Annotated in this window: 20 protein-coding genes; 10 read left to right on the top strand and 10 right to left on the bottom strand. The window is 69.7% G+C overall.

Features of this window, described 5'->3' with window-relative positions; translation table 11 throughout:
* Positions 1-118 precede the first annotated feature (118 nt).
* Positions 119-1249, bottom strand: a complete 1131-nt coding sequence (dnaN, locus tag ACGFYV_RS11775) for a DNA polymerase III subunit beta (protein ID WP_393878187.1) — start codon at positions 1247-1249, stop codon at positions 119-121.
* Between the two features lie 975 nt (positions 1250-2224).
* Entirely contained in the window at positions 2225-4297 is a 2073-nt protein-coding gene (dnaA, locus tag ACGFYV_RS11770) for a chromosomal replication initiator protein DnaA (RefSeq protein WP_393878186.1), read from the bottom strand.
* Positions 4298-4696: 399 nt separating this feature from the next.
* On the opposite strand from dnaA, the gene rpmH reads away from it, so the two are divergent.
* The 9 genes from rpmH to ACGFYV_RS11725 all read left to right on the top strand — a co-directional run bounded on the left by rpmH (position 4697) and on the right by ACGFYV_RS11725 (position 11698).
* Positions 4697-4834, top strand: coding sequence for a 50S ribosomal protein L34 (rpmH, locus tag ACGFYV_RS11765; protein WP_015659252.1), 138 nt, complete (start codon positions 4697-4699; stop codon positions 4832-4834).
* Positions 4835-4855: 21 nt separating this feature from the next.
* Positions 4856-5227, top strand: coding sequence for a ribonuclease P protein component (gene rnpA / locus ACGFYV_RS11760; protein ID WP_393878185.1), 372 nt, complete (start codon positions 4856-4858; stop codon positions 5225-5227).
* The gene (gene yidD / locus ACGFYV_RS11755; RefSeq protein WP_393878184.1) at positions 5224-5589 is read left to right on the top strand and encodes a membrane protein insertion efficiency factor YidD; all 366 of its coding nucleotides are present in this window, start codon (positions 5224-5226) and stop codon (positions 5587-5589) included. The genes rnpA and yidD overlap by 4 nt, the downstream gene beginning before the upstream one ends.
* 3 nt (positions 5590-5592) lie before the next feature.
* The gene (yidC, locus tag ACGFYV_RS11750) at positions 5593-6948 is read left to right on the top strand and encodes a membrane protein insertase YidC (protein ID WP_393878183.1); all 1356 of its coding nucleotides are present in this window, start codon (positions 5593-5595) and stop codon (positions 6946-6948) included.
* A 14-nt stretch (positions 6949-6962) separates the two neighbouring features.
* Positions 6963-7475: a protein jag gene (locus ACGFYV_RS11745; protein WP_393878182.1), complete on the top strand. Its 513-nt coding sequence runs from the start codon at positions 6963-6965 to the stop codon at positions 7473-7475.
* A gap of 118 nt (positions 7476-7593) precedes the next feature.
* The gene (rsmG, locus tag ACGFYV_RS11740; protein WP_393878181.1) at positions 7594-8310 is read left to right on the top strand and encodes a 16S rRNA (guanine(527)-N(7))-methyltransferase RsmG; all 717 of its coding nucleotides are present in this window, start codon (positions 7594-7596) and stop codon (positions 8308-8310) included.
* 265 nt (positions 8311-8575) lie between these two features.
* Complete coding sequence (locus ACGFYV_RS11735; protein ID WP_393878221.1) at positions 8576-9649, top strand: ParA family protein; 1074 nt, start codon at positions 8576-8578, stop codon at positions 9647-9649.
* Positions 9646-10761, top strand: coding sequence for a ParB/RepB/Spo0J family partition protein (locus ACGFYV_RS11730; protein ID WP_393878180.1), 1116 nt, complete (start codon positions 9646-9648; stop codon positions 10759-10761). The genes ACGFYV_RS11735 and ACGFYV_RS11730 overlap by 4 nt, the downstream gene beginning before the upstream one ends.
* Before the next feature lie 319 nt (positions 10762-11080).
* Complete coding sequence (locus ACGFYV_RS11725) at positions 11081-11698, top strand: GNAT family N-acetyltransferase (protein ID WP_393878179.1); 618 nt, start codon at positions 11081-11083, stop codon at positions 11696-11698.
* A 162-nt stretch (positions 11699-11860) separates the two neighbouring features.
* Here ACGFYV_RS11725 and trxA read toward each other — a convergent pair whose 3' ends face one another.
* The 7 genes from trxA to ACGFYV_RS11690 form a co-directional block, all read right to left on the bottom strand.
* Complete coding sequence (gene trxA / locus ACGFYV_RS11720) at positions 11861-12190, bottom strand: thioredoxin (RefSeq protein WP_393878178.1); 330 nt, start codon at positions 12188-12190, stop codon at positions 11861-11863.
* Positions 12191-12238: 48 nt separating this feature from the next.
* Positions 12239-13207, bottom strand: coding sequence for a thioredoxin-disulfide reductase (trxB, locus tag ACGFYV_RS11715; RefSeq protein ID WP_393878177.1), 969 nt, complete (start codon positions 13205-13207; stop codon positions 12239-12241).
* A gap of 171 nt (positions 13208-13378) precedes the next feature.
* Positions 13379-14311 (bottom strand): anti-sigma factor family protein, encoded by a 933-nt coding sequence (locus ACGFYV_RS11710; RefSeq protein ID WP_393878176.1) that lies wholly within the window; start codon positions 14309-14311, stop codon positions 13379-13381.
* Positions 14308-15033, bottom strand: coding sequence for an RNA polymerase sigma factor SigM (sigM, locus tag ACGFYV_RS11705; protein ID WP_393878175.1), 726 nt, complete (start codon positions 15031-15033; stop codon positions 14308-14310). The genes ACGFYV_RS11710 and sigM overlap by 4 nt, the downstream gene beginning before the upstream one ends.
* A gap of 21 nt (positions 15034-15054) precedes the next feature.
* Entirely contained in the window at positions 15055-16752 is a 1698-nt protein-coding gene (locus ACGFYV_RS11700) for a protein kinase family protein (RefSeq protein WP_393878174.1), read from the bottom strand.
* A 118-nt stretch (positions 16753-16870) separates the two neighbouring features.
* Entirely contained in the window at positions 16871-19369 is a 2499-nt protein-coding gene (gene murJ, locus ACGFYV_RS11695) for a murein biosynthesis integral membrane protein MurJ (RefSeq protein WP_393878173.1), read from the bottom strand.
* 46 nt (positions 19370-19415) lie between these two features.
* A complete protein-coding gene (locus ACGFYV_RS11690; protein ID WP_393878172.1) occupies positions 19416-21788 on the bottom strand; it encodes a DUF6049 family protein in 2373 nt (790 codons plus the stop codon).
* 257 nt (positions 21789-22045) lie between these two features.
* Between ACGFYV_RS11690 and ACGFYV_RS11685 the strand changes: the two genes are divergently transcribed.
* Positions 22046-23512, top strand: a complete 1467-nt coding sequence (locus ACGFYV_RS11685) for a CCA tRNA nucleotidyltransferase (RefSeq protein ID WP_393878171.1) — start codon at positions 22046-22048, stop codon at positions 23510-23512.
* A gap of 109 nt (positions 23513-23621) precedes the next feature.
* Here ACGFYV_RS11685 and ACGFYV_RS11680 read toward each other — a convergent pair whose 3' ends face one another.
* Complete coding sequence (locus ACGFYV_RS11680; RefSeq protein WP_393878170.1) at positions 23622-24134, bottom strand: hypothetical protein; 513 nt, start codon at positions 24132-24134, stop codon at positions 23622-23624.
* Positions 24135-24184: the final 50 nt, after the last annotated feature.

Here is a 24184-nt window from a genome sequence, read left to right as displayed (position 1 = left end):
ACGCATGCCCTCACCTGGGACTTCGTCGCCGTCCACACACAGCCCGTCGTCCACGCACAGGCTGTGGAGCACGGTCTGTGGAGCACGGCCGGCACGGCCTGTGGACGGAGCCGGCCGGTCAGCCGCTCAGGCGCACCGGCATGATCAGGTACTTGTACGCGTCGTCCGCCTCCGCGTCCACCGCCGGCTTGCCGCTGAGCAGCGCGGGCTTCGTGGACGTCGTGAACGACAGCTGCGCCACCGGGGAGTCGATCGCGCTCAGACCGTCCAGCAGGAAGGTCGGGTTGAAGGCGATCGAGATGTCGTCGCCCTCCAGCTGCGCGTCGACCCTTTCCACAGCCTGTGCGTCGTCGCTGGAACCGGCCTCCAGGATCAGCACACCCTGCTCGAAGCTCAGCCGCACCGGGGTGTTCCGCTCGGCGACCAGGGCCACACGCTTGACGGCCTCCACGAAGGGGGCGGTCTCGATCACGGCGACGGAGTTGAACTCGGTCGGGAACAGCGTGCGGTACTTCGGCAGGTCGCCCTCCAGAAGCCGCGTGGTCGTACGCCGGCCGGCGCCCTCGAAACCGATCAGGCCCTCGCCCGCGCCCGAGCCGGACAGCGCGAGGATCACGCTGTCGCCGCTGGTCAGAGCCTTGGCGGTGTCCTGGAGCGTCTTCGCGGGCACCAGGGCGACGGCGGAGACGTCCGGGTTCTCCGGCTTCCACAGGAACTCGCGGACCGCGAAGCGGTAGCGGTCGGTGGAGGCCAGGGTGACCGTGTCGCCCTCGATCTCGATGCGCACACCGGTGAGGACGGGCAGCGTGTCGTCACGGCCGGCGGCGATGGCCACCTGGGACACGGCGGAGGCGAAGACCTCGCCCGGGACGGTGCCGGTCGCGCCCGGCATCTGCGGCAGCGCCGGGTACTCCTCCACAGGCAGGGTGTGGAGGGTGAACCGGGAGGAGCCGCAGACCACGGTCGCCCGTACACCGTCTGTGGAAATCTCCACCGGCCGGTTGGGCAGGGCGCGGGAGATGTCGGCGAGCAGCCGGCCGGAGACGAGGACCGTGCCCTCCTCCTCGACCTCGGCCTCGACGCTCACCCGAGCGGAGACCTCGTAGTCGAAGCTCGACAGGCTCAGCTGGCCGTCCTCGGCCTTCAGCAGCAGGCCGGCGAGGACAGGCGCCGGCGGACGGGCCGGGAGGCTGCGTGCTGCCCACGCCACTGCCTCCGCGAGTACGTCGCGTTCCACCCGGATCTTCACCGTAAGCCGCCTCCTGCTGTTGCTACCGAGTCCTCCGACTCGGTGTCACCGCCCCCTGCGAAGGGCGGAACACCGGGGACCAGTCTGACGCACGGCACTGACAGTAGGTGCCCGTCGGGGTCAAGTCGCTCTCAGGGGCAGCCGGACTCGAGACAGCGAGTTGTGCACAGGCCCCGCTTCAAAGCGATTGCCAGGCTCTCTCTAGTCGGGAGTAGTAGTAGGGCCTGTGGATACCGTGGATAACCACGTTTTCCCAGCTCAGAGCCCAAATTTTGTCCACTGGCCCTGTGGGCGGAGGCGGTGGACAACTGGGGCTGTCTGTGGAGAACGGAAAGTTCTGCACACACCGCCCACAGGCAGAGGCGAGTTCTCCCCAGCTGCGTCCCCAGGTTTACCCACGTTTCCCACACCCCAATCCGGCACCTTCGTGTGACGCCTTTCACTCGACGCGGTGAGCGGGGGCGTCGCGTTGCCGAACAGTGGACAGGCATGTGGAGAAGCGGGCGATCACTGGGGACAACCGCCCCCAGCCTGTGGGTTGCCCGTGGACAACTCCGTGCACAGCCTGTGGATCTTCGCGTTGTCCACAGGCTGTGGAGATCTTTCGTCCACGATTCCACAGGCCCCTGAGCTGGGTGGACGTCCCCTCCCCAGACTCCCTGTGGACGCGGTTCGGGACAACTTCACAGTCCCCAGCATGTGGACGGAAGAAAGTCACCGAATCTGTGGAGGGTGGCCGTAACCCCGCGATTAATCGAACAGTGGATGGCACCGGAGGAACACTCCAGAGGCTGCGGCAGCCTGCGTTGCCCCCCGGCTGCGGGCGCCGTGGCGCTGTGCCGTCGTCGTGGCCGCGGGCAAGTGGCAGCCGGCCGGAAGCCGGCGGCAACGACGAAGGGCGCCCTCCGGGACACGGATCCCGGAGGGCGCCCTCAGGCGTCGGCCAAGCCCGGCAGCAGCGGCTCCAGGCCGCTCTCAGCCGTTCTTGATGCGGTTCGTCAGCTCGGTGACCTGGTTGTAGATCGAGCGCCGCTCGGCCATCAGCGCGCGGATCTTGCGGTCGGCGTGCATCACGGTCGTATGGTCGCGCCCGCCGAACTGCGCGCCGATCTTCGGCAGCGACAGATCCGTCAGCTCACGGCACAGGTACATGGCGATCTGCCGGGCGGTGACCAGCGCCCGGCCGCGCGAGGTGCCGCACAGGTCCTCGACCGTCAGCCCGAAGTAGTCGGCGGTGGCGGCCATGATGGCCGTCGCCGTGATCTCGGGCGCGCTGTCCTCGCCGCCGGGGATCAGGTCCTTGAGGACGATCTCCGTGAGGCCCAGGTCCACCGGCTGCCGGTTGAGCGAGGCGAACGCCGTCACCCGGATCAGCGCGCCCTCCAGCTCACGGATGTTCCGCGAGATCCGGGAGGCGATGAACTCCAGTACCTCCGGCGGGGCGTTGAGCTGTTCCTGCACCGCCTTCTTGCGCAGGATCGCGATGCGCGTCTCCAGCTCGGGCGGCTGGACGTCGGTGATCAGGCCCCACTCGAAACGGTTCCTCAGCCGGTCCTCCAGCGTGACCAGTTGCTTCGGCGGCCGGTCGCTGGACAGCACGATCTGCTTGTTCGCGTTGTGGAGCGTGTTGAAGGTGTGGAAGAACTCCTCCTGCGTCGACTCCTTGTCCGCGAGGAACTGGATGTCGTCGACGAGCAGGATGTCCATCTCGCGGTAGCGCTTGCGGAAGCTGTCGCCCTTGCCGTCGCGGATGGAGTTGATGAACTCGTTGGTGAACTCCTCCGAGCTCACGTACCGCACGCGCGTGCCCGGGTAGAGGCTGCGCGCGTAGTGCCCGATGGCGTGCAGCAGGTGCGTCTTGCCGAGGCCCGACTCCCCGTAGATGAACAGGGGGTTGTAGGCCTTCGCGGGTGCCTCGGCGACGGCGACCGCGGCCGCGTGCGCGAAGCGGTTGGACGCGCCGATGACGAACGTGTCGAAGAGGTACTTCGGGTTCAGCCGCGCGGTCGGCTCGCCGGCACCGCCCGCGGCGGCGGGCCGCGCGGCCGGCGAACCGGGAGTGCCGCCGGCGCCGCCCGACGGCAGGTCCGGGCGGCCGGGGCCGCCGCGGTGCGCGGGGCCCGCGCCGGCCTGCTGGTCGGGCAGCTCCCGGCGGACGGGATCGCGCTGGTCGTACTCGGCCCGGGAGGGCTGGTACCCGGAGCGCGGCTCGTAGCCGGAACGTCCGGAGTCGTACTCGGATCGTCCGGAGTCGTAGTCCGGGCGCGGTGCTTCGTACTCGGGGCGCGATGCCTCGTAATCCGGGCGTGGTGCCTCGTAGTCGCCGCGCTGCTGGTCGTACGGCGGGCGCTCGCGGCCCGGGGAGCGGTAGCCCGACTTCGGCGGGCCGTAGGCGTCCGGGGAGGACGGGCCGTAACCGTCCTGCCCCGACGGGCCGTAGGCGTCCTGGGACGGGGAGGCGTAGGGGTCGCGCTCGGGGAAGCCGAGCCGCGGCTGCTGCCAGCCGTACTCGTCCTGCGCGGGCCGCGGCCAGGCGCCGGGCTCGGGGCGCTGGTACTCGGAGGGGTACGCGGGGCGGGCGGTGGGCAGCTGGTCGCCGCGTGCGGCCGGCGGCTGGTCCGCGCGGGAGGCGGGTTCGCCGCCCGGGTGCTGGTCGGCGGCGCGGTGGCGGCCGTAGCCCTCGTAGGGACCGGAGCCGGAGGGCAGCTCGGGCTCCTCGTAGCGCGACTGCGGCTGCGGGGCGGGCGGCGCCGAGGGAGCCGGCGGTTCGCCCGCGGAGTCGTCCACGGTGATCGCGATGCGGATGGGGCGGCCGCACTCGCGGCTCAGGGTCTCGCTGACGATCGGGGCGAGACGGCCCTCCAGTACGCCCTTCGCGAATTCGTTCGGTACGGCGAGCAGGGCGGTGTCCGCGACCAGCGCGAGGGGCTGGCAGCGCCGGATCCAGTGCTCGTCCTTCGCCTCGACACCCTGCCCGCGGCCTTCGCCGAGGAGCTGCTCGAGTACGCGTGGCCACACTGCGGCAAGATCGGCAGGTACGTCAGCCACAGGGCACGCTCTCTCACGGGGTCCCACGAACGTGTGGTTGTGGGACGGGTCGGGATGGAAGTCCGGGTGTGTAGGTCGGGGCAATCCCGCTCGGGCGGGGACAAGGGAACGAATCGGAGTCCAGCCACGGTAGTCAGCGCGGCGGGTACGGTTCAAGTTGTTGTCCCCAGCCTGTGGATAGTGTCTCCCGGTGACCGCTGGTTTGACCGGATGGCGTAGCCCCGCGTACCGTAACCAGGTCGAGTTGTCGATGGCTGCTGCCGCCTGCCTCCGATGGGCACAGATCACTTCAGGTGATCGGGAAGCGGTGCACTCGGGCGTGACGCGAGCTACTCGTGGGCGCACGGTGACAGCCAAGGCGGCACCCCGCCACCACCGATTGATTTCTGGAGCCCCCGAGTGAGCAAGCGCACCTTCCAGCCGAACAACCGTCGCCGCGCGAAGACCCACGGCTTCCGCCTGCGGATGCGCACCCGTGCCGGCCGCGCGATTCTCGCGAACCGTCGTGCCAAGGGTCGCGCCAGCCTGTCCGCCTGATTCTGATCAGGTCGTGTCGTCGTGCTGCCTACCGAGCATCGGCTGAGGCGGCGCGAGGACTTCGCGACCGCGGTACGACGGGGTCGTCGGGCAGGCCGCCCGACTCTCGTCGTCCACCTTCGTAGCGGTGCCACGGACCCGCACGCGCCTGGGGAGAGCGCTCCCTCGACGCGTGCGGGTTTCGTCGTGAGCAAGGCAGTGGGTGGCGCGGTGGTGCGCAACAAAGTGAAGCGCAGACTGCGGCATCTGATGCGTGACCGAATCGCCTTGTTTGCCCCCGGTAGCCTGGTAGTCGTACGAGCGCTGCCCGGATCGGGTGACGCGGACCATGCACAGCTGGCCCAAGACCTGGACGCCGCCCTTCAGCGGCTGCTGGGAGGGGGTGCGCGATGAAGTACCCACTGCTGGCCCTGATCAAGCTGTACCAGTGGACGATCAGTCCACTGCTCGGGCCGGTGTGCAAGTACTACCCGTCGTGCTCCCACTACGGCTATACGGCCATCGACCGGCATGGTGCGATCAAGGGCACGGCACTCACCGCCTGGCGCATCCTCCGGTGCAATCCGTGGTCGCTGGGCGGTGTGGACCATGTCCCGCCGCGAAAGCGCCCGCGGTGGCACGAAATGCTGCGCGACACCTGGCGTGCACGCAGGGGCGGGCCCTCCGCCGCCGAACCGGCCACCGAAGCGAAGCTGTCTTCCGAGCCTCCTTCGAGCCCGGCCGCAGAGACTTCGTCCCATGCCCAAGGAGCATGATTAGTGGACACGATTGCCAGCCTGTTCAGCTTCATCACGACACCCGTTTCATGGGTCATCGTCCAGTTCCATTCGGTGTACGGGGCCATCTTCGGCCCGGACACGGGATGGGCCTGGGGCCTGTCCATCGTGTCCCTCGTGATCCTGATCCGAATCTGCCTGATCCCGCTCTTCGTGAAGCAGATCAAGGCGACCCGGGCGATGCAGACGCTGCAGCCCGAGATGAAGAAGATCCAGGAGCGCTACAAGAACGACAAGCAGCGCCAGTCCGAAGAGATGATGAAGCTGTACAAGGAGTCGGGTACCAACCCGCTCTCCTCGTGCCTTCCGATCCTGGCGCAGTCCCCGTTCTTCTTCGCCCTGTACCACGTGCTCAACGGCATCGCGTCGGGCACGACCATCGGCGTCATCAATGAGTCGCTGCTGGCCAGCGCTCGTCAGGCGCACATCTTCGGGGCCCCGCTCGCCGCGAAGTTCAAGGACGGTGCCGACACCGTCCACGCCCTGGGCGCCACGGTCACCGACGTGCGGGTCGTCACCGCGGTCATGATCATCCTGATGTCCGCGTCGCAGTTCTACACGCAGCGCCAGCTGATGACGAAGAACGTCGACACCACGGTGAAGACGCCGTTCATGCAGCAGCAGAAGATGCTGATGTACGTCTTCCCCATCATGTTCGCCGTCTTCGGTATCAACTTCCCGGTCGGTGTCCTCGTCTACTGGCTGACCACCAACGTGTGGACCATGGGCCAGCAGATGTACGTCATCCGCAACAACCCGACCCCCGGTTCCAAGGCCCAGGCCGCCTACCTGGAGCGTCTGACCAAGCACGTCACGCACCACGGCAAGATCCGTCGCCGCAGCGAGAAGACCATCGTCAAGGCGATCGTCGCCAAGGGCCGTGAGCGCAACGAGTCCGAGCGCAAGTTCATCAACGCCCTGAGCAAGGCCGGTCTCGCCGCCCAGACCGACGGCACCGTGACGAAGAGCGAGAGCCAGAACCTGGTCGAGGCCGAGGACGGTACGACCACCACGGCCGCCGCTCGCCGCCAGCAGCCCAAGCGCCAGACCAAGGCCCAGCGCCAGTCCGGTGCCAAGCAGGGTGAGGGCGCATCGGCGCAGGGCGAGGCCGAATCGACGCAGGGTGAGGGCGCATCGGCGCAGGGCGAGGCCGAATCGACGCAGGGTGAGGCCGAGCCGGCCACCTCGCTGGAGAAGTCCGACGAACCGCAGGACGACGCCAAGCCCGCCGCTGCCAAGCAGCCCCAGAAGCCCAGCTCCGGCAGCACCCGCAGCAGGGCCCAGTCCGGTCAGCGCAAGGGCGGCCCCCAGCGGCCCAAGTCCCCGTCCAAGAAGTAAGAAGGAGCCCATCCGTGACGGAAGGCACCACCCCCGCCGCTGCCGAGGGTGCAGACACCCTCTCCCGCCTGGAGCAGGAGGGTGAGATCGCGGCGGACTACCTGGAGGGTCTGCTGGACATCGCCGACCTCGACGGCGACATCGACATGGACGTCGAGGCCGACCGCGCCTCCGTGTCGATCATCAGCGATACCGGCGGCCGTGACCTGCAGAAGCTGGTCGGCCGGGACGGCGAGGTGCTGGAGGCGCTCCAGGAGCTGACCCGCCTGGCCGTGCACCGGGAGACCGGGGACCGCAGCCGCCTGATGCTGGACATCGCCGGCTACCGCGCCAAGAAGCGCGCCGAGCTGTCCGAGCTGGGCGCCAAGGCCGCGGCAGACGTCAAGAACACGGGCGAGCCGGTGAAGCTCAAGCCGATGACCCCCTTCGAGCGCAAGGTCGTGCACGACGCGGTCAAGGCCGCCGGACTCCGCAGTGAGTCCGAGGGCGAGGAGCCCCAGCGGTTCGTCGTCGTACTGCCGGTCTGATCGGCACCTTCGTTCCACCGGCCCCGTCTGCCTGCAGGCGGGGCCGAACTTTGTCAGCCTGGTAGTTCTGGTGGCCGGTCGCGCGAAGCACCGGCGCTGTACGGAAGGACGGTCCCCCGTGACGGAGGCAGCGGAGCTTCCCCCCGCGCCCGAGCAGGCGCGGGAAGTGTTTGGTGATCGCTTCACCGATGCGGTCCGCTACGCGGAGCTGCTGGCCGAGGCCGGCGTGAAGCGTGGACTGATCGGCCCGCGGGAAGTGCCCCGCCTGTGGGAGCGGCACCTGCTCAACTGTGCGGTGCTCTCGGAGGCTGTCCCCGAGGGAGTCACGGTGTGCGACGTCGGCTCGGGTGCCGGTCTGCCGGGCATCCCGCTGGCTCTGGTCCGTGAGGACCTGAACATCACCCTGCTGGAGCCGCTGTTGCGGCGCACCACGTTCCTCACCGAGGTCGTGGAGCTGCTGGGCCTCGATCACGTCACCGTCGTCCGGGGGCGTGCCGAGGAGATGCTGGGCAAGGTGCCGCCGGTCCATGTGGTGACCGCCCGCGCCGTGGCCCCGCTGGACCGGCTCGCCGCCTGGGGGATCCCTCTGCTGCGCCCGTACGGCGAGATGCTCGCGCTCAAGGGTGACACCGCCGAGGAGGAGCTGAAGGCGGCGAGCACGGCACTCAGCAAGCTCGGTGCGGTGTCGACGTCCATCCTGCATGTGGGTGAAGGCGTGGTCGATCCGCCGTCCACCGTCGTACGGGTGGAGGTCGGCGAGAGCCCCGGCGGTGTGCGCTTCGCCGCCAAGCGGGCCAAGGCGGCACGGACGGGCCGGGTCCGTCGGCGTCGTTGACCCCTCCTGAGGGTGAGACGTACTCCACACAAGCTGCCAAACCCGAGCGGGTCGGAGTGTCGCGAAGGCCCGGTCGCCGCGGCTGTGCATCGTGTTTCACGTGAAACGTCGCTCACTGCTGCACGGCATCATCAGTCGCGGCCGCGCCGCGGCCGAACCTCGCGACCGAAGGCCTCTGGGGTCACTCGGAGAGGTAACGGACTTGTCCACAGAGGTGGAAATCTCCACAGAAGAACAGGGCTCACTGGTTCACGACCCCGGAGGCATGGGAGGCTCTGTTCATTGCGAGCCTGAAGTCGAGGAGAGTGAATCCTTGCGGTCCGACGCCAACATCGCGGGACCGATGACCGATCCGGTCCCCGGTCCCCGTACCGAGTCGATGGGGGCGGATGTTTCACGTGAAACACCGCCCCCGATGGACGACACTCCCATCGGTCGTGCTGCCCAACTGGCGGTGGAAGCTCTCGGTCGTGCGGGCGAAGGCCTGCCGCGACCGGAGCAGACCCGAGTCATCGTGGTCGCCAACCAGAAGGGCGGCGTGGGCAAGACGACGACGACCGTCAACCTTGCCGCTTCGCTGGCTCTGCACGGTGGCCGTGTCCTGGTGATCGACCTCGACCCGCAGGGCAACGCCTCCACGGCGCTGGGTATCGACCATCACGCAGATGTGCCTTCGATCTACGACGTGTTGGTGGAGAGCAAGCCTCTCGCCGAGGTCGTCCAGCCCGTCCCTGACGTGGAAGGCCTCTTCTGCGCCCCCGCCACCATCGATCTCGCCGGTGCGGAGATCGAGCTGGTGTCGCTGGTGGCGCGAGAGAGCCGGCTGGAGCGCGCGATCCAGGCGTACGAGCAGCCGCTGGACTATGTCCTCATCGACTGCCCGCCGTCCCTGGGCCTGCTGACGGTCAACGCTCTCGTCGCGGGCCAGGAGGTCCTGATCCCCATCCAGTGCGAGTACTACGCACTGGAGGGCCTGGGACAGCTCCTGCGCAACGTCGACCTCGTACGCGGGCACCTCAACCCCGCTCTGCACGTGTCGACCATCCTGCTCACCATGTACGACGGCCGGACGCGTCTTGCCTCCCAGGTCGCCGAAGAGGTGCGCAACCACTTCGGTGACGAGGTGCTGCGGACGAGCATTCCGCGGTCGGTCCGTATCTCCGAGGCGCCGAGCTACGGGCAGACGGTTCTGACTTACGATCCAGGTTCGAGCGGTGCTCTCTCGTATCTTGAGGCGGCCCGAGAAATCGCGCTGAAGGGTGTGGGGGTCGGCTATGACCCGACCCAGGCCCACATCGGCGCCCAGAACGACCGGAACATGGCGGAGGGGATCCAGTGAACGAACGACGGAGGGGGCTAGGTCGTGGTCTCGCCGCACTGATCCCCGCTGCCCCGACCGAGAAGACACCGGCGCCGGCCGCGGTGGCCGGTGGGGCGTCCACGTCTCCCGGATCCGTGCCGCTGCTGGCGGGCGACCGTGGGACGGCGGCGGCGAAGGTGGCCACGCTGCCGGCCGTCGGCCAGGACCAGGAGATCGAGGAGTTCGTAGCCGGTCCGGTCGTGGAGACGCTCGCACCGCCGGTGGGCGCCTACTTCGCCGAGGTCCCGCTCGACGCCATCACGCCGAACCCGCGCCAGCCGCGTGAGATCTTCGACGAGGACGCGCTTCAGGAACTGGTGACGTCCATCCAGGAGGTCGGTCTCCTCCAGCCTGTCGTCGTCAGGGAGCTCGGCTCCGGCCACTACGAGCTCATCATGGGCGAGCGGCGCTGGCGGGCCTGCCGTCAGGCCGGCCTCGACGCCATCCCGGCGATCGTCCGTGCCACGGAGGACGAGAAGCTCCTCCTGGACGCGCTGCTGGAGAACCTGCACCGCGCGCAGCTGAACCCGCTGGAAGAGGCGGCCGCCTACGACCAGCTGCTGAAGGACTTCAACTGCACGCACGACCAGCTGGCCGACCGGATCGGGCGTTCCCGCCCCCAGGTCTCCAACACGCTGCGTCTGCTGAAGCTCTCGCCGGCCGTCCAGCGCCGGGTCGCCGCCGGGGTCCTCTCCGCCGGCCATGCCCGTGCACTGCTGGCTGTCGAGGACTCCGAGGAGCAGGACCGGCTGGCCCATCGGATCGTCGCCGAGGGTCTCTCGGTGCGGGCCGTCGAGGAGATCGTGAACCTGATGGGTTCGCGGCCCCAGACGTCCCAGACGCCTCAGCGTGCCAAGGGGCCACGGGCCGGTGCTCTGGTCAGCCCGGCGCTGAGCGACCTCGCCACGCGTCTGTCGGACCGCTTCGAGACCCGGGTGAAGGTGGACCTCGGTCAGAAGAAGGGCAAGATCACCGTCGAGTTCGCCTCGGTGGAGGATCTTGAGCGCATCCTCGGCACCCTCGCCCCGGGTGAGGGACCGCTCCTGCAGGGCGGTCGCCAGGAGGGTGAGTCCGAGGAGCAGGACGCCTGACCCTGGGCGGTCTCGCCGAAAGGTGCGCGAGAGCGGATCGTGTCCGGTGTGTACCGGAACACGGTCCGCTCTTTGCTTTGAGCCGCTATCGAGGCAATCCCAACGTGGATACGATGCGAGCGGGGTATGGCGCATCCACCCGGCAGGCATCTCTGAGTGGGGAGACGGAGGCCATGCGATCGATGAGCCGCACCGGACTGGTGAGCGCGGGACTGGGCCTCGGGGCCGTCGGCGGATTCGTCGGCAGCCTCCTCAGGGAACGGAGCGCTCTGACGGCCGCCCGCGACGCGGCGGGCGAAGGAAGCGAGGAACAGCCTTCATGGGGCGCCGGCTCGTACCGCTCACGCTGGACAACCTTCAAGACCTTCCCCAGCGCTGCCGCTCGTGCGTCTTCTGGGAGCTCGACCCCGTCAGTGGTGAGGCAGCGGTAAGAGCGGGCACCGCCGCGCTGGAGAAGGAGTCCTGGATCTCGGCCGTCCTGCTGGACTGGGGATCGTGCGGCCGGGTCGTCTACGTGGACGACGTGCCCGTGGGGTTCGTGCTCTACGCGCCGCCGGCCTATGTCCCCCGCTCGACGGCGTTCCCCACGAGCCCGGTCTCCCCGGACGCCGTACAGCTCATGACCGCCTTCGTCATGCCCGGCTACCAGGGGCAGGGGCTGGGCCGGGTGCTGGTCCAGGCGGTGGCCAAGGATCTGCTGCGCCGGGGCTTCAAGGCGATCGAGGCGTTCGGTGACTCCCGCTGGAGGGAGCCCGCGTGCCTGCTGCCCGCCGACCATCTTCTGGCCGTCGGCTTCAAGACGGTCCGGCAGCATCCCACGCACCCCCGGCTGCGCCTGGAGCTGCGCTCGACGCTCTCCTGGAAGGAAGACGTGGAGCACGCCCTCGACCGGCTGCTGGGGGCCGTACAGAAGGAGCCGGCGCTGCGTCCGCTGTAGAGGCGGTCTCAGCTGCAGAGGCGGTCTCACACGAATGGACCAACCCGTGTGGGTTGGCCCATTCGTGTTTCACGTGAAACATGTGCCGTCGGCTCGACGGCAGCCGTCGCCGACAACGGTCCCCGGCAGCGCTCGACGGCAGCGCTCGACGGCGGCGTCAGATCACTCGGCGATGAAGTCCGCGAGGTCACGCTCCAGCGCGGCCTTCGGCTTGGCGCCGACGATGGTCTTGGCGACCTCGCCGTTCTGGTAGACGTTCAGGGTCGGGATGGACATGACGCCGTACTTCGCGGCCGTACCCGGGTTCTCGTCGATGTTGAGCTTGACGATCTCGATCTTGTCGCCGTACTCCTTGGCGATTGCCTCCAGCGACGGGGCGATCTGGCGGCACGGACCGCACCAGGCAGCCCAGAAGTCCACCAGGACGGGCTTGTCGCTCTTGAGGACGTCCTCGTCGAAGGAGGCGTCGGTCACGTTCTTCAGGTCGGCCACGGTGGGCTCCTTCACTTGATCATGCGGTGAGGCGGAGGGGGCGAAAGATCAGACAGCCGTCTTCTCGGCCTCGGCCTGGTTCTCGTCCGCGAGGGCGGCGAGGAAACGCTCGGCGTCGAGGGCGGAGGAACAGCCGGTGCCCGCGGCGGTGATCGCCTGGCGGTAGGTGTGGTCGACCACGTCACCCGCGGCGAAGACACCGGTCAGGTTGGTCTGGGTGGAGGGAGCGGCGACCTTCAGGTAGCCCTCCTCGTCCAGGTCCAGCTGGCCCTTGAACAGCTCGGTGCGCGGGTCGTGGCCGATCGCGATGAACAGACCCGTCACGGGAAGGTCCGACAGCTCGCCAGTCTTGACGTTGCGCAGCTTCAGCGCCGAGAGCTTCTGGTCGCCCTGGATCTCCGCGACCTCGCTGTCCCAGGCGAACTTGATCTTCGGGTCGTTGAAGGCGCGCTCCTGCATCGCCTTGGAGGCGCGCAGGGTGTCACGGCGGTGGACCACCGTCACGGACTTGGCGAACCGGGACAGGAACGTCGCCTCTTCCAGCGCGGTGTCGCCGCCACCGATCACGGCGATGTCCTGCTCACGGAAGAAGAACCCGTCACAGGTGGCACACCAGGAGACACCGCGGCCGGACAGTGCGTCCTCGTTCGGCAGGCCGAGCTTGCGGTGCTGGGAGCCGGTGGTGACGATCACGGCCTTCGCGCGGTGGACCGTGCCCGCGGTGTCGGTGACGGTCTTGATCTCACCGGTGAGGTCGACCGAGACGATGTCGTCGGGGATCAGCTCGGCGCCGAAGCGCTCGGCCTGTGCCCGCATGTTGTCCATCAGCTCGGGGCCCATGATGCCGTCGCGGAAGCCGGGGAAGTTCTCCACCTCGGTGGTGTTCATCAGCGCGCCACCGGCGGTGACGGCGCCTTCGAACACCAGGGGCTTCAGCGACGCACGCGCGGTGTACAGCGCCGCCGTGTAGCCGGCGGGCCCGGAGCCGATGATGATCACGTTTCGGACGTCGCTCACGGCTTGATTCCTCGTCTCTGGTCTGCGTCATTCGACCGGTGGGAGTCCCTTTCGGGACTCTCACCCCACCCAACGGATCCTACGGGGCGTGCATTCCCGTTGTACCCGGGCACACGGGGGTCGCCGACCGTACGGATGGCCGACGAGGGAAGGGACGGGTCTCTGTCCGTCTCAGGGGCGGGCGAGGGACTGCTTCAGTAGCACCGTGCCGGGGGAGACGGGCTGCCGTGCCGTGCAGGAGGCATCGATGACGTACGCGGTGACCCGGGCGTGGTCGTGGGAGTCGGGCACCACGACGAGATAGGCCTCTTTACCGGCGTAGGTGCCGGTCTTCGCGCCGAGGACATCGCCACCGGCGTCGACTGCCCGGCGGACACAGTCGGGGACGGGGACCTCGCTCTGGAGCAGGGTGTTCGCCGTCTGCGTCGAGCCGGGGTCGATCTGCTCGGTCCCGGTGCCGTGCTGCGGCCGACCGGATGTCTTCGGCAGCCCCCGCTTCAGCGAGAGGAGATCCTTCGCCTGGCTCTGGACGCTGGCCCCCGAGAAGGCGGCTGCGGACGGGGACGGCGTGCTGCGGGCCGTCGTGTCCGAGGATCCGGTGCCGAGCGACTGCAGGAGAAGGGATCCGGCTCCGATCACCGCCGCGGTGAGAACGGCGCCCAGAGCGACGGTCCGCCTTCGGTGGCCGCGGCCACGGCCACGATCCTTGCGTCCGGGACCGGTGGCCGCGTGGGGACGCCCGGCGGGGCGGTCCGACGGGGTCGATGTTTCACGTGAAACACCCGTCTCGGTGCTTGCTTCGGTCGCTGGTGCTGGTGCTGGTGCTGGTGCTGGTCCTGCGTCGGCGCTCGCGCCGGTCCGTGCCTCGGTGGCGAGGGCGGCGTCGATGCGGGCCACGACATCCGCCGGCATCGGCTCAGGGGCCGGCACGCTGCCCAGCAGTCCCCTGATCTCCTCCAGGGACCCGTGGAGGTCGGCACATGCCTCACAGCCCTCCAGGTGGCGCTGCACGTCCGCGCTGCGGTCCGGCGCGAGGAGGCCTTCGGTGAGGTCGGAGATCTCGGCGGCGTCCGGGTGGCCGGCCGTGTCTGTCGAGGACGTCACGCTCGCCCACCTCCGCCCTTCACCACGGCTGGATCACTCGGCCCTGTCTCTCCGGGAGCCCTGCCCGCAGATCCTGTCGCAGGTGGGACGGATGTCCCCTCCACCCGGTTCCGTCCCGGCGCGGGTCCTTTTCCGGCATCCCGGTCGCCGGGCCGCAGATGACCGATCAGCGGGAGAAGTCTGGCCCGTCCCCGAGCGCACCGGCTCTTCACCGTCCCCGTGGGCACGTCCAGGATCCGTGCGGCCTCCGCGACCGGGTATCCCTGCATGTCCACCAGGACCAGAGCCGCACGCTGCTCGTACGGAAGGGTGCCGAGCGCCTCCAGGAGCTGCCGGTGCAGATCATTGCGCTCTGCCGGAGCCGAGGCCGACTCGTGCGGCTCAAGCAAGTGCTCCAGCCGCTCGGTGTCATCGACCGGAGCGGTCTTCCGCGAGGCGGCCTTGCGGGCGCGGTCCAGGCAGGCGTTCACGGTGATCCGGTGCAGCCAGGTCGTGACCGCCGACTGCCCCCGAAACGTGTGGGCGGCCCGATACGCCGACACCAGCGCGTCCTGAACCGCGTCGGCGGCCTCCTCCCGGTCCCCCAGCGTCCGCAGCGCCACCGCCCAGAGCCGGTCCCGGTGCCGCCGCACGATCTCACCGAAGGCCTCGGGGTCGCCTTCCACATGGCGGGCGAGCAGTTCTTGGTCGCTCACACCGTCGTATCCGGCGCCCTCTGCCATCTGCCCCTCCCCGGGCGGAACCTAGCTGGTGACCTTGATGTCGGCCACCCTGCCCCGCCACGTGCCCGCGTTGTCCGGCGGCAGCTCGGTCAGCCACACCAGGAGGTACCGCGTCTCGAGGGACTTGCCGGGCTTGAGAACGACTGTCGTGCCCGAGCCGCCGGCGGCCTTGGTGTAGGCGTCGAAGGACGTCGGCTGTGATCCCGCGTCCGCGTTCGCCGCCCGCAGTTCGACCGACGTCTGACCCAGGAAAGTGACCGTCACCTTGCCGACCTGCTGAACCTTGCCGAGGTCGAGGATGACGCCGACGCCCGGCTTCAGCTTGCCGAACTGCGGACTCCGGTAGAAGGACGTCTCCCAGTACGTCGCGGTGCTGTTGTCGTAGACGTTTCCTATGTCGCGCGGATTCTCGGAGCCGTCCGTGCCGAACGGGTCGAAGTCATGGGCGCTCTGGATGGCGACCGGCCTGCCGGGCGCCGGCTTCTGCGGGCCCTTGTCGCCGCCGTCCTGCGTCTGCGTGTTGTTGGTGTCGTTCGACTTGCCGCCCTGGTCCATCAGCGCGTCCGCCAGCTGCCAGCTGCCCAGGCCGAGCGCGGCGATGAGGAGGGCGGAGACCGCCCACTTCAGAGCCTTGCCGGTGCGGCTCTGCAGCGGCGGCGGGGGCGTGATCGGCTGGGTGCCACCGAGACGCGGCGCGGGGCGGCCGTAGGTGCCCTGCTGGTACGTCGTGCGCTGGTACTCCGGCGGCGCCGTGAACGTGGGCTCCGGCGGGCGGATGCGGGGCATCTCGCCGATCACCTTGACCAGTTCCTCCGGCGTGGTGCACGCGGACTCGTGCCGGGAGGCGGTGGCCCCGTCGTTGGCGAGCGCGCGCATCGCGAGTTCGGACAGCCCGCGGTGGACACCGGCCCGCACCTGGTCCGGCGCGATGAGGCCGATGGCCTTGGGCAGGCCGGACAGGCCGTACGCGTCGTTCTCGTACGGCCAGCGCTGCGTCAGCGCCGCGTACAGCAGGGCGCCGATCGCCTCGGTGTCGGTGCGCTGCGGGGTGTCGGAGCTGATGCCGCGCAGGGCCGCGTTCACGGCGAGGCCGCGGATACGCCACTGCCCGGTGGAGGCCCGCAGCACGGCGTTCGGGTTCAGCCGCAGATGGGCGAGGCCCTCGCGGTGCGCGGCGGCCATGGCGGAGGCGATCTGGCTGACCATCTGGAAGGCGTCGTGCGGCTCCAGCGGGCCGGACGCGAGCAGCGCGGTCAGCTCGGTGGAGTCGGGCAGCCATTCGTGCACGACGTAGACGAGGTCGTTCTCCTCGACGGCGTCGAGGACCTGCACGAAACGAGGGTCGCCGAGCAGTGCCGACGAACGGGCGGCCGCCAGGACGGAACGCGCGCGCGGATGGTCCGCGGGAAGGATGTGGACGCCGACGGCACGACGGAGTTTCTCGTCGACCGCACGCCAGCTGCTGAATCCGTCCAGACGGGTGACGCACTCCTCGAGTCGGTAGCGTCTGGCGAGTTTGTGACCGCTGTGCAGTTCGGGCGGCGAGGCCTTGTCCGCGGGATGCCCGGTGTCGCCGCTCCCCTGCGCCTCCTCGCTGTCCGTGTCCCGTTCCGGGTTCTGGGCCACCCCGTCGGCCGTGGACTGGTCCGCCTTGGCGGTCAGCGGCTCGTCACCGCTGTTGCCTGCCACGTCGACGGCAGCCGTGCTCCGTTCCGCCACCGTCGTCCCTGCCTCCCCATCCGTTGCACGCTGTCCGACGCCGAAACCAATTGTGCCCACAGTCCGCCGCTATGCACGACACACAGCAGCGGACGATGGTTGTGCGCCTACCCCCGCATCAGCGCCCCAGACGCCCGCGCACCATGCCCACGAGCGAGTTGAGTTCATCGATCCGCATCCGGCGCGCGGCCACGAAGAACACGCCCAGGAGCACGACACCGCCGACGAGCAGCGAGGCGAAGGAGCCGACGACGCCCTGGCCGAGCGAGTGCCCGATGCCGTAGCAGGCGGCGCCGCTGAGCAGTGCCGCCGGCACCGAGGCGATCCCGAGCCGCGCGTAGGTCCGCAGCACCCGGGTGCCGTCCAGATCGCCGCCGAGGCGCTTGCGCAGCCGCTGCCAGGCGACGCCGACACCGATGGCGTAGGCGAGGCCGTACGAGGCGGCCATGCCCGCGACCGCCCAGCGGGACGGCAGCAGGAAGTAGCAGAGCGCGGAGGCGCTCGCGTTGACGATCGCCACGATCACCGTGTTGTAGAAGGGCGTGCGGGTGTCTTCGTACGCGTAGAAGGCGCGCAGGACGACGTACTGGACCGAGTAGGGGATCAGGCCGAGGGCGAACGCCATCAGCATGTACCCCATGTTGGTGGCCGCGCCGATGCCAGCGGAGCCGAAGATCAGGGTGCACATCGGGATGCCGAGCGCGACGAAGCCGAAGGCGATGGGGACGATGGCGACCGCGGTCGTGCGCAGGCCCTGGGAGATGTCGTCGCGGACGGCGCCGCCGTCGCCCTCGTGGGCCGCGCGCGAGATGCGTGGCAGCAGCGCGGCCATCAGGGAGACCGTGATGATGGCCTGCGGCAGGCCCCAGATCAGCTGGGCGTTGGCGTAGGCGGCGAAGCCCGTGCCCTTGACGCCGGAGTTCTCGCCGGCCGCGGTGGACAGCTGGGTCACGATCATCGCGCCGGCCTGGTTGGCGAGGACGAACAGGACCGTCCACTTGGCGAGCATCGCGGCCTTGCCCAGGCCGTGGCCCTTCCAGTCGAAGCGCAGGCGGATCCGGAAGCCGGTCTCGCGCAGGTACGGGATCATCGCGAGGGCCTGGACGACCAGACCGAGCAGGACACCGACGCCGAGCAGCCGTTGGCCCTCCGCCGGGATGTTGGTGACGGTCATGTGGGAGTTCGCGGCGGTGCCGTAGACCCAGATGAACATGCCGAGCGTCACGATGATGACGATGTTGTTCAGGACCGGGGTCCACATCATCGCGCCGAACTTGCCGCGCGCGTTGAGGATCTGGCCCATCACCACGTGGATGCCCATGAAGAAGATCGAGGGCAGGAAGTAACGGGTGAAGGTGACCGCCACGTCGTTGGCCGCCGGGTTGGTGGCGACCGAGTTCGACAGCAGCCGGACCAGGAGCGGCGCCGCGAACATCGCGAGAGCGGTCAGCGCGGCCAGGGCCACCATCACCAGGGTGAGCAGCCGGTTGGCGAAGGCCTCGCCGCCGTCCTCGTCCTCCTTCATGGAGCGCACCAGCTGGGGCACGAACACGGAGTTGAGGCCGCCGCCGACGGTGAGGATGTAGATCATCGTCGGCAGCTGGTAGGCCACCTGGAACGAGTCGGCGAGGAAGCCGAGGCCGAGGGCCGCGGCGATCAGCGCGGAGCGGACGAAGCCGGTGAGCCGGGAGACCATCGTTCCCGCCGCCATGACGGCGCTGGACTGCAGCAGCCCGGAGGCGCGCCCGCCCTTCTTCGCGGTGCCGGCCGCGGCAGGGGCGGCCTCGGCGGGAGCGGACGGCCGCGACGGACCGGTGGGGCCGGGTGCGCCGAAGGGACCGGACGGGCCGGTGGAGTAGGGGACCGGGGTCGGGCCGGGCACGGGCGGCTGCATCGGGTGGCCGCCGGCGGGAGCGCCCGTCTGGTACGCGGTCCCCGCCTCCTGGCCCGGGTACTGAGGGCCCTGCGCCTGGGGTGTCGCGTACGGGCCCGACGCCGCGTACGGCCCCGTGGACGGCATGTACGGCCCCGTGGACGGCGTGTACGGACCCGTCGGCGCCTCGTACGGCGCGTAGGGGGCGCCGGGGGCCTGTCCGGATCCCGGGGCCGCCGCCGGGCCGGGCACGGACGGAGGCTCCACAGGACCGGGCACGCCGTTCTGCTGCTGGTCCCGGAACAGGTGGGCGAAGGCGTCGGGCTCGTGGTACTCCTCGCCGGAGTGCGAGACGAGGTCGTCCACGCCCACGAACTGGGTCGTGCGGGGGTTGTCGCCGTACGGCAGGTACTGGGTGGCGTCGCCGTCCGGTTCGGGGGCCGGGGTCTGGGCCCACACGTGCGGGTCGGGGGCGTGCGGCGACTGGGCCGGCGGGGCGTACAGCGGCTGCTGCTGCTCGTACGTGCCCGGGGGCGGCGGGGGGTGCGCGGCACGGTCGTAGAGCGCCTCGGCGACCGGGTCCTGGGCGGTGAGGTCCTGTGCCCGGTAGGGGTCCTGGTCGTAGGCGTCCTGGAGGTACATGTCCGCCGCTTGCTGCGGCGGCACCTGGCCCGGCTCGGGCGGGGTCTCGGGGTAGCCCGAGCCCGCGCCATGGCCGCGGTCACCGTCGTACGGCGCGTTCATGGTTACCCCACCTCATCGTCCCGGGCCACACCGGCCACGACATCGCTCAACGGTCCACTCTCTCACCCGTCGCGGACGGGTCCGTGCTTTCCGATGCGGTGTCCGGCGCAGGGTCACTCGGCTGGTCCGGGTCGTCTTCCCCGGACGGAGTGTCGGACTCCTCCGGGAGACGGTCCGCGGGGGCGTCGGGGTTCCCGGGCTCGTCAGGGGTGTCCTCCCCCGCCGCGTCGGGGCCGTCGTCCTCGGCCTGGCGGGCGGCGGCGCGCTTGCGGTGGGTGTACATCCGGAAGCCTGCCAGGACGAGCAGGAGGACGCCGCCGCCGATGACGAGCATCACCGTCGGCGTGACCTCGGTGACCTTCACGTCGAAGCTGACCGGGTCGCCGTACTCCTGGCCGTCCTCGGTGAACAGCTGGGCGATGACTCCGACCCGGCCGTTGGCGTTGGCCGAGGTGGTGAACTTCACGGACTGGCTGTGGCCGCCGGAGACCTCGACGGGCTGCTCGTAGTACGCCTTGCCGCCGATCTTCAGACGGGTCGGCATCGTGGAGGTGAGCCGCAGGACCAGATGGCTCACGGGCTGGACGAGGTTGTTCTGGACGGTCACCGGGATGGTCGCGCTGCGTCCCGAGAGCTTGGTCTCCGACTTGTCGATCAGCTTGACCTGGTCGGCGAGCTCGTAGAGCCAGTCCTCCACATCGCCGCGGTAGCTCTCCGCGGCCGAGGCACGGCCGCGCCACGAGGCGGACATCCCGCGGTTTATGGCCCGCCCGAACGGGGTGACCACGCGGGACTGGTCGGTGAGGATCACCTGGAAGTTGTCGAGCTTGTCCTGCGTGCGCGCGATCTGCTCGAAGGCGGACCTCGGTAGCTCCTGGCGGCGCAGCGAGGAGGGGTACGCCGACGTCGACGGGATGCGCGTGGTGGCGTTCGGGTCGGGCTTGGCCTTGGCGGCAGCGGTCAGGTCCTGGGCCTGGGACCAGGTCCCGCTCTGGAGCGCCTTCAGGGCCGTGGCCATCGCCTGTGCCTGGCTCGCGGACGGCATGCGCTGGGGGGCGACGACGATGCTGCGCTGTGCGTCCGACTGCGCGGTCACCTCCAGGCTCTGCGCCAGGAACTCCTGCACCGCGAGCGTGGCCGGGCCGGCCTTGGTCAGGTCGCCCTCGAAGGCCGTGGACATCCGGGCGTCGGCGACCACCGCGGTGGTGCCGCCGCCGATCGGCCGGGCGGCGGAGGGCGTGTAGGTCAGCCCGGAGGTCTCCTGGAGGCTGTCGCTGCGGGCGATCACGCGGTCGGCGCCCGCGGAGGTGGCGACCTTGATGATCGACGGGTCGACGGCGCCTTCCACGGGCCAGGCGAAGTCGGTGCTCGGAGTGACGTGGAGCACGGTCTTCACCGTCGTGGCGGCGACATCGGTGGCGTCCTTGAGGTGGCTGAGCGAGCCGGTGACGCTGGTGCCGATGTGCGCGAGGGAGGCCAGGTCCGGGTCGGCGAAGGGCAGCGCCACGACCTCCTTGCCCGTGACGGCCTTCTGCAGGTTGTCCAGCCACTGCTTGGCGAGCGCCTGGTGCTCCCGGGGACCGGGTGTGCTGGTGTTGTCGGGGCCCTGGACGCGGTAGCCCTTCGCCATGGCGTCCACGGAGGCCAGCAGGTCAGGATCGATCACCCAGGTGACGTCGAGGTCCCTGCCCAGATCGACCATGCGGGCCAGTCGGCCGCCCGGCCCGAGGTCCTTGGCGAGGTCGTCGTCGAGGAAGACCGGCGTCTGCAGCTCCCCGGCGCCCGTCCGGGCCGTCATGTGGACCCTGGACAGCAGCGGCCACAGGAACGTCGTCCTCGTCCTGGTGTCGGCCTCGGACGGTTGCCAGGGCAGGAAGGTCCGCTGGATGCCGAGCGTCTGGTCCCAGGGCTGTGCGGAGGTCTGGCCGGAGAGGGCGACCCCGAACTCGTAGACGCCGTCCTGGCCGAGGTCGAGCTTGTCCACCGGGACGGAGATGCTGAAGTGCTCGGCGACGCCCGGGGCCAGCTTGGCGAACTTCTCCCCGTACTTGCCGTCGACCTCGGTCCCGGTGCCGAGCTGGAGGTCGTCGGAGTGCCGGGACACGGCGTCGATCGCCGAGCGGGTGTTCAGCAGGGGGCCCATCCGCAGGCCCACCTGGGCGTCGGTGACGGTCTGCTTGCCGGTGTTGGTCACCGTGCCGGACACCGTCAGCGTGTCCCCGTCGGTGGGAGCGCTGGGGCTGAGCGAGTCCAGTGAGACGGCCACGGTGTCGCCGCCGGCGGCCTGCGCGGGCGCGGCTGCGGGCAGCTGGAGCAGCCCGGCCAGCAGGGGCGCCCCGGCGAGCAGCGTACCTGTGCGCCGCAGCCACCGGCGCGCAGGTGAGGCAGTGGTCCCCTGGAAGTCAGCCGCCTCGGCCACGCGCTCGCCCGTCCCTCGTCGTCGTCAGTGGTCGTCGCAATGTGCGTCCACGCATCGTAACGATGCCCGCTGAGCGGAAGTGCCGCGGAGTACGTCACAAGATCGGGACAGCGCCGCGGTCCGTCCTCTATATCCAGTATCGAGCGGAGCGCAGGTGTACGCCGCAAGCGCAGTCCTTGTGCGGGTATGGAGGGAGGCGTCCGTGCCCCTCATATGAGGGCGCCTGCGGGGCCCCGGGCCACGTACCCTCTTCTGTTGTGCCGAACCCCAACGATGACACTCCCGCTGCCCTCAGCCAGGCGCAGCAGCGCGCGGTGAGCGAGCTGCTGCGGGTGGCCCCTGTCGCCGACGACCTCGCCCGCCGCTTCAAGGAGGCCGGGTTCTCACTCGCCCTGGTGGGCGGCTCGGTCCGGGACGCGCTGCTCGGCCGGCTCGGGAACGACCTGGACTTCACCACGGACGCCCGTCCCGAGGACGTGCTGAAGATCGTCCGTCCCTGGGCGGACGCCGTCTGGGAGGTCGGGATCGCGTTCGGCACGGTGGGCGTGCAGAAGGACGCCCGTGTCGGAGACACCGACTGGCGTTTCCAGATCGAGATCACCACCTACCGGTCCGAGGCGTACGACCGCACCTCGCGCAAGCCGGAGGTGTCGTACGGCGACTCCATCGAGGAGGACCTGGTCCGCCGCGACTTCACGGTCAACGCGATGGCCGTGGCGCTGCCGGAGAAGGAGTTCATCGACCCGCACGGGGGTCTGGACGACCTCGCCGCCCGGGTCCTGCGGACGCCCGGCACCCCGGAGGACTCGTTCTCGGACGATCCGCTGCGGATGATGCGGGCCGCCCGGTTCGCCGCGCAGCTGGACTTCGAGGTCGCCCCCGAGGTCGTCGCCGCGATGAAGGGGATGGCCGGGCGCATCGAGATCGTCTCGGCGGAGCGGGTCCGGGACGAGCTGAACAAGCTGGTCCTGTCCGCCCACCCGCGCAAGGGCCTGGCCCTGCTGGTGGCCACCGGGCTCGCCGACCACGTCCTGCCCGAGCTGCCGGCCCTGCGTCTGGAGCGTGACGAACACCACCGGCACAAGGACGTCTACGAGCACACGCTGATCGTGCTGGAGCAGGCCATGGCGCTGGAAGAGGGCGTGCCCGACCTCACGCTGCGTCTGGCCGCGCTGCTGCACGACATCGGCAAGCCGCGCACCCGCCGCTTCGAGGAGGACGGCCGGGTCTCGTTCCACCACCACGAGGTGGTCGGGGCGAAGATGACCAAGAAGCGGATGACGGTTCTGAAGTACTCCAACGAGCTGGTGAAGGACGTCTCACGGCTGGTCGAGCTTCATCTCCGCTTCCACGGCTACGGCACCGGTGAGTGGACGGACTCGGCGGTCCGCCGCTACGTCCGTGACGCCGGCCCGCTGCTGGACCGTCTGCACAAGCTGACCCGCTCCGACTGCACCACCCGGAACAAGCGCAAGGCATCTGCGCTCTCCCGCGCCTACGACGGCCTGGAGGGGCGCATCGCGGAGCTTCAGGAGCAGGAGGAGCTGGACGCGATCCGCCCGGATCTGGACGGCAACCAGATCATGGAGATCCTGGGCGTCGGCCCCGGTCCTGCCGTCGGCAAGGCGTACAAGCACCTGCTGGAACTGCGACTGGAGCACGGCCCGATGGAGCACGACGCGGCCGTGGGAGCCCTCAAGGAGTGGTGGGCCGAGCAGGGCTGAGGCCGTGGAACGAGGTCATGTTTCACGTGAAACATGACCCCGGAACCTCGAACGGGATGTGCTGAGGGGCGATGTTTCACGTGAAACATCGCCCCTCAGTGCGTCGTCTCTACTTCTTGTAATCCTTCAGGCAGAGCAGGAAGTCGTCGCTCTTGCCGCTCTCGGTGTACGTGTACTGGAAGTCCTTGGCCTCGGCCTCGCACTTGGCGGAGGCCGTGATCTCGGTGAGGTACTTGCCCTTGACCTTGGCCAGCACCACATACTGAGCCTTCGACGAGCCGCAGTCGACGACCTCGAGGTCCGGGTTGGTGTCGCTGCCGCTACCCCGGTGCATGCAGTCGCCGACCTTGGCGGTGTTCGCGTCGTCCTGGCTGGCGATGTAGCCGCCGATGGCCAGACCGGCGACAGCCACGACGATGACGATGGCCCTGATCGTCTTGAAGCTGACCTTGCGCTTGGGCTGCGGGGGAACCGGAGGGTACGGGGCGCCGGGCTGCGGCGGGTACGGAGCCTGGCCCTGGGGCGGAAAGCCACCCTGCGGCGGGTACGGGGCCTGGCCCTGGGGCGGGTAACCGCCCTGCGGCGGGTAGGGAGCCTGACCCTGGGGCGGCGGAGTAGTCATTGTGGGATCCCCCTGGAACGTGGGTGCGCATGGCAAACGCGGCTGCGTAG

The sequence above is a fragment of the Streptomyces sp. NPDC048297 genome (assembly GCF_043201585.1).
Classification (GTDB): Bacteria; Actinomycetota; Actinomycetes; order Streptomycetales; family Streptomycetaceae; genus Streptomyces.
The sequence above is the reverse complement of the archived record's forward strand: the minus strand, read 5'-3'. Positions and strand labels throughout refer to the sequence as shown.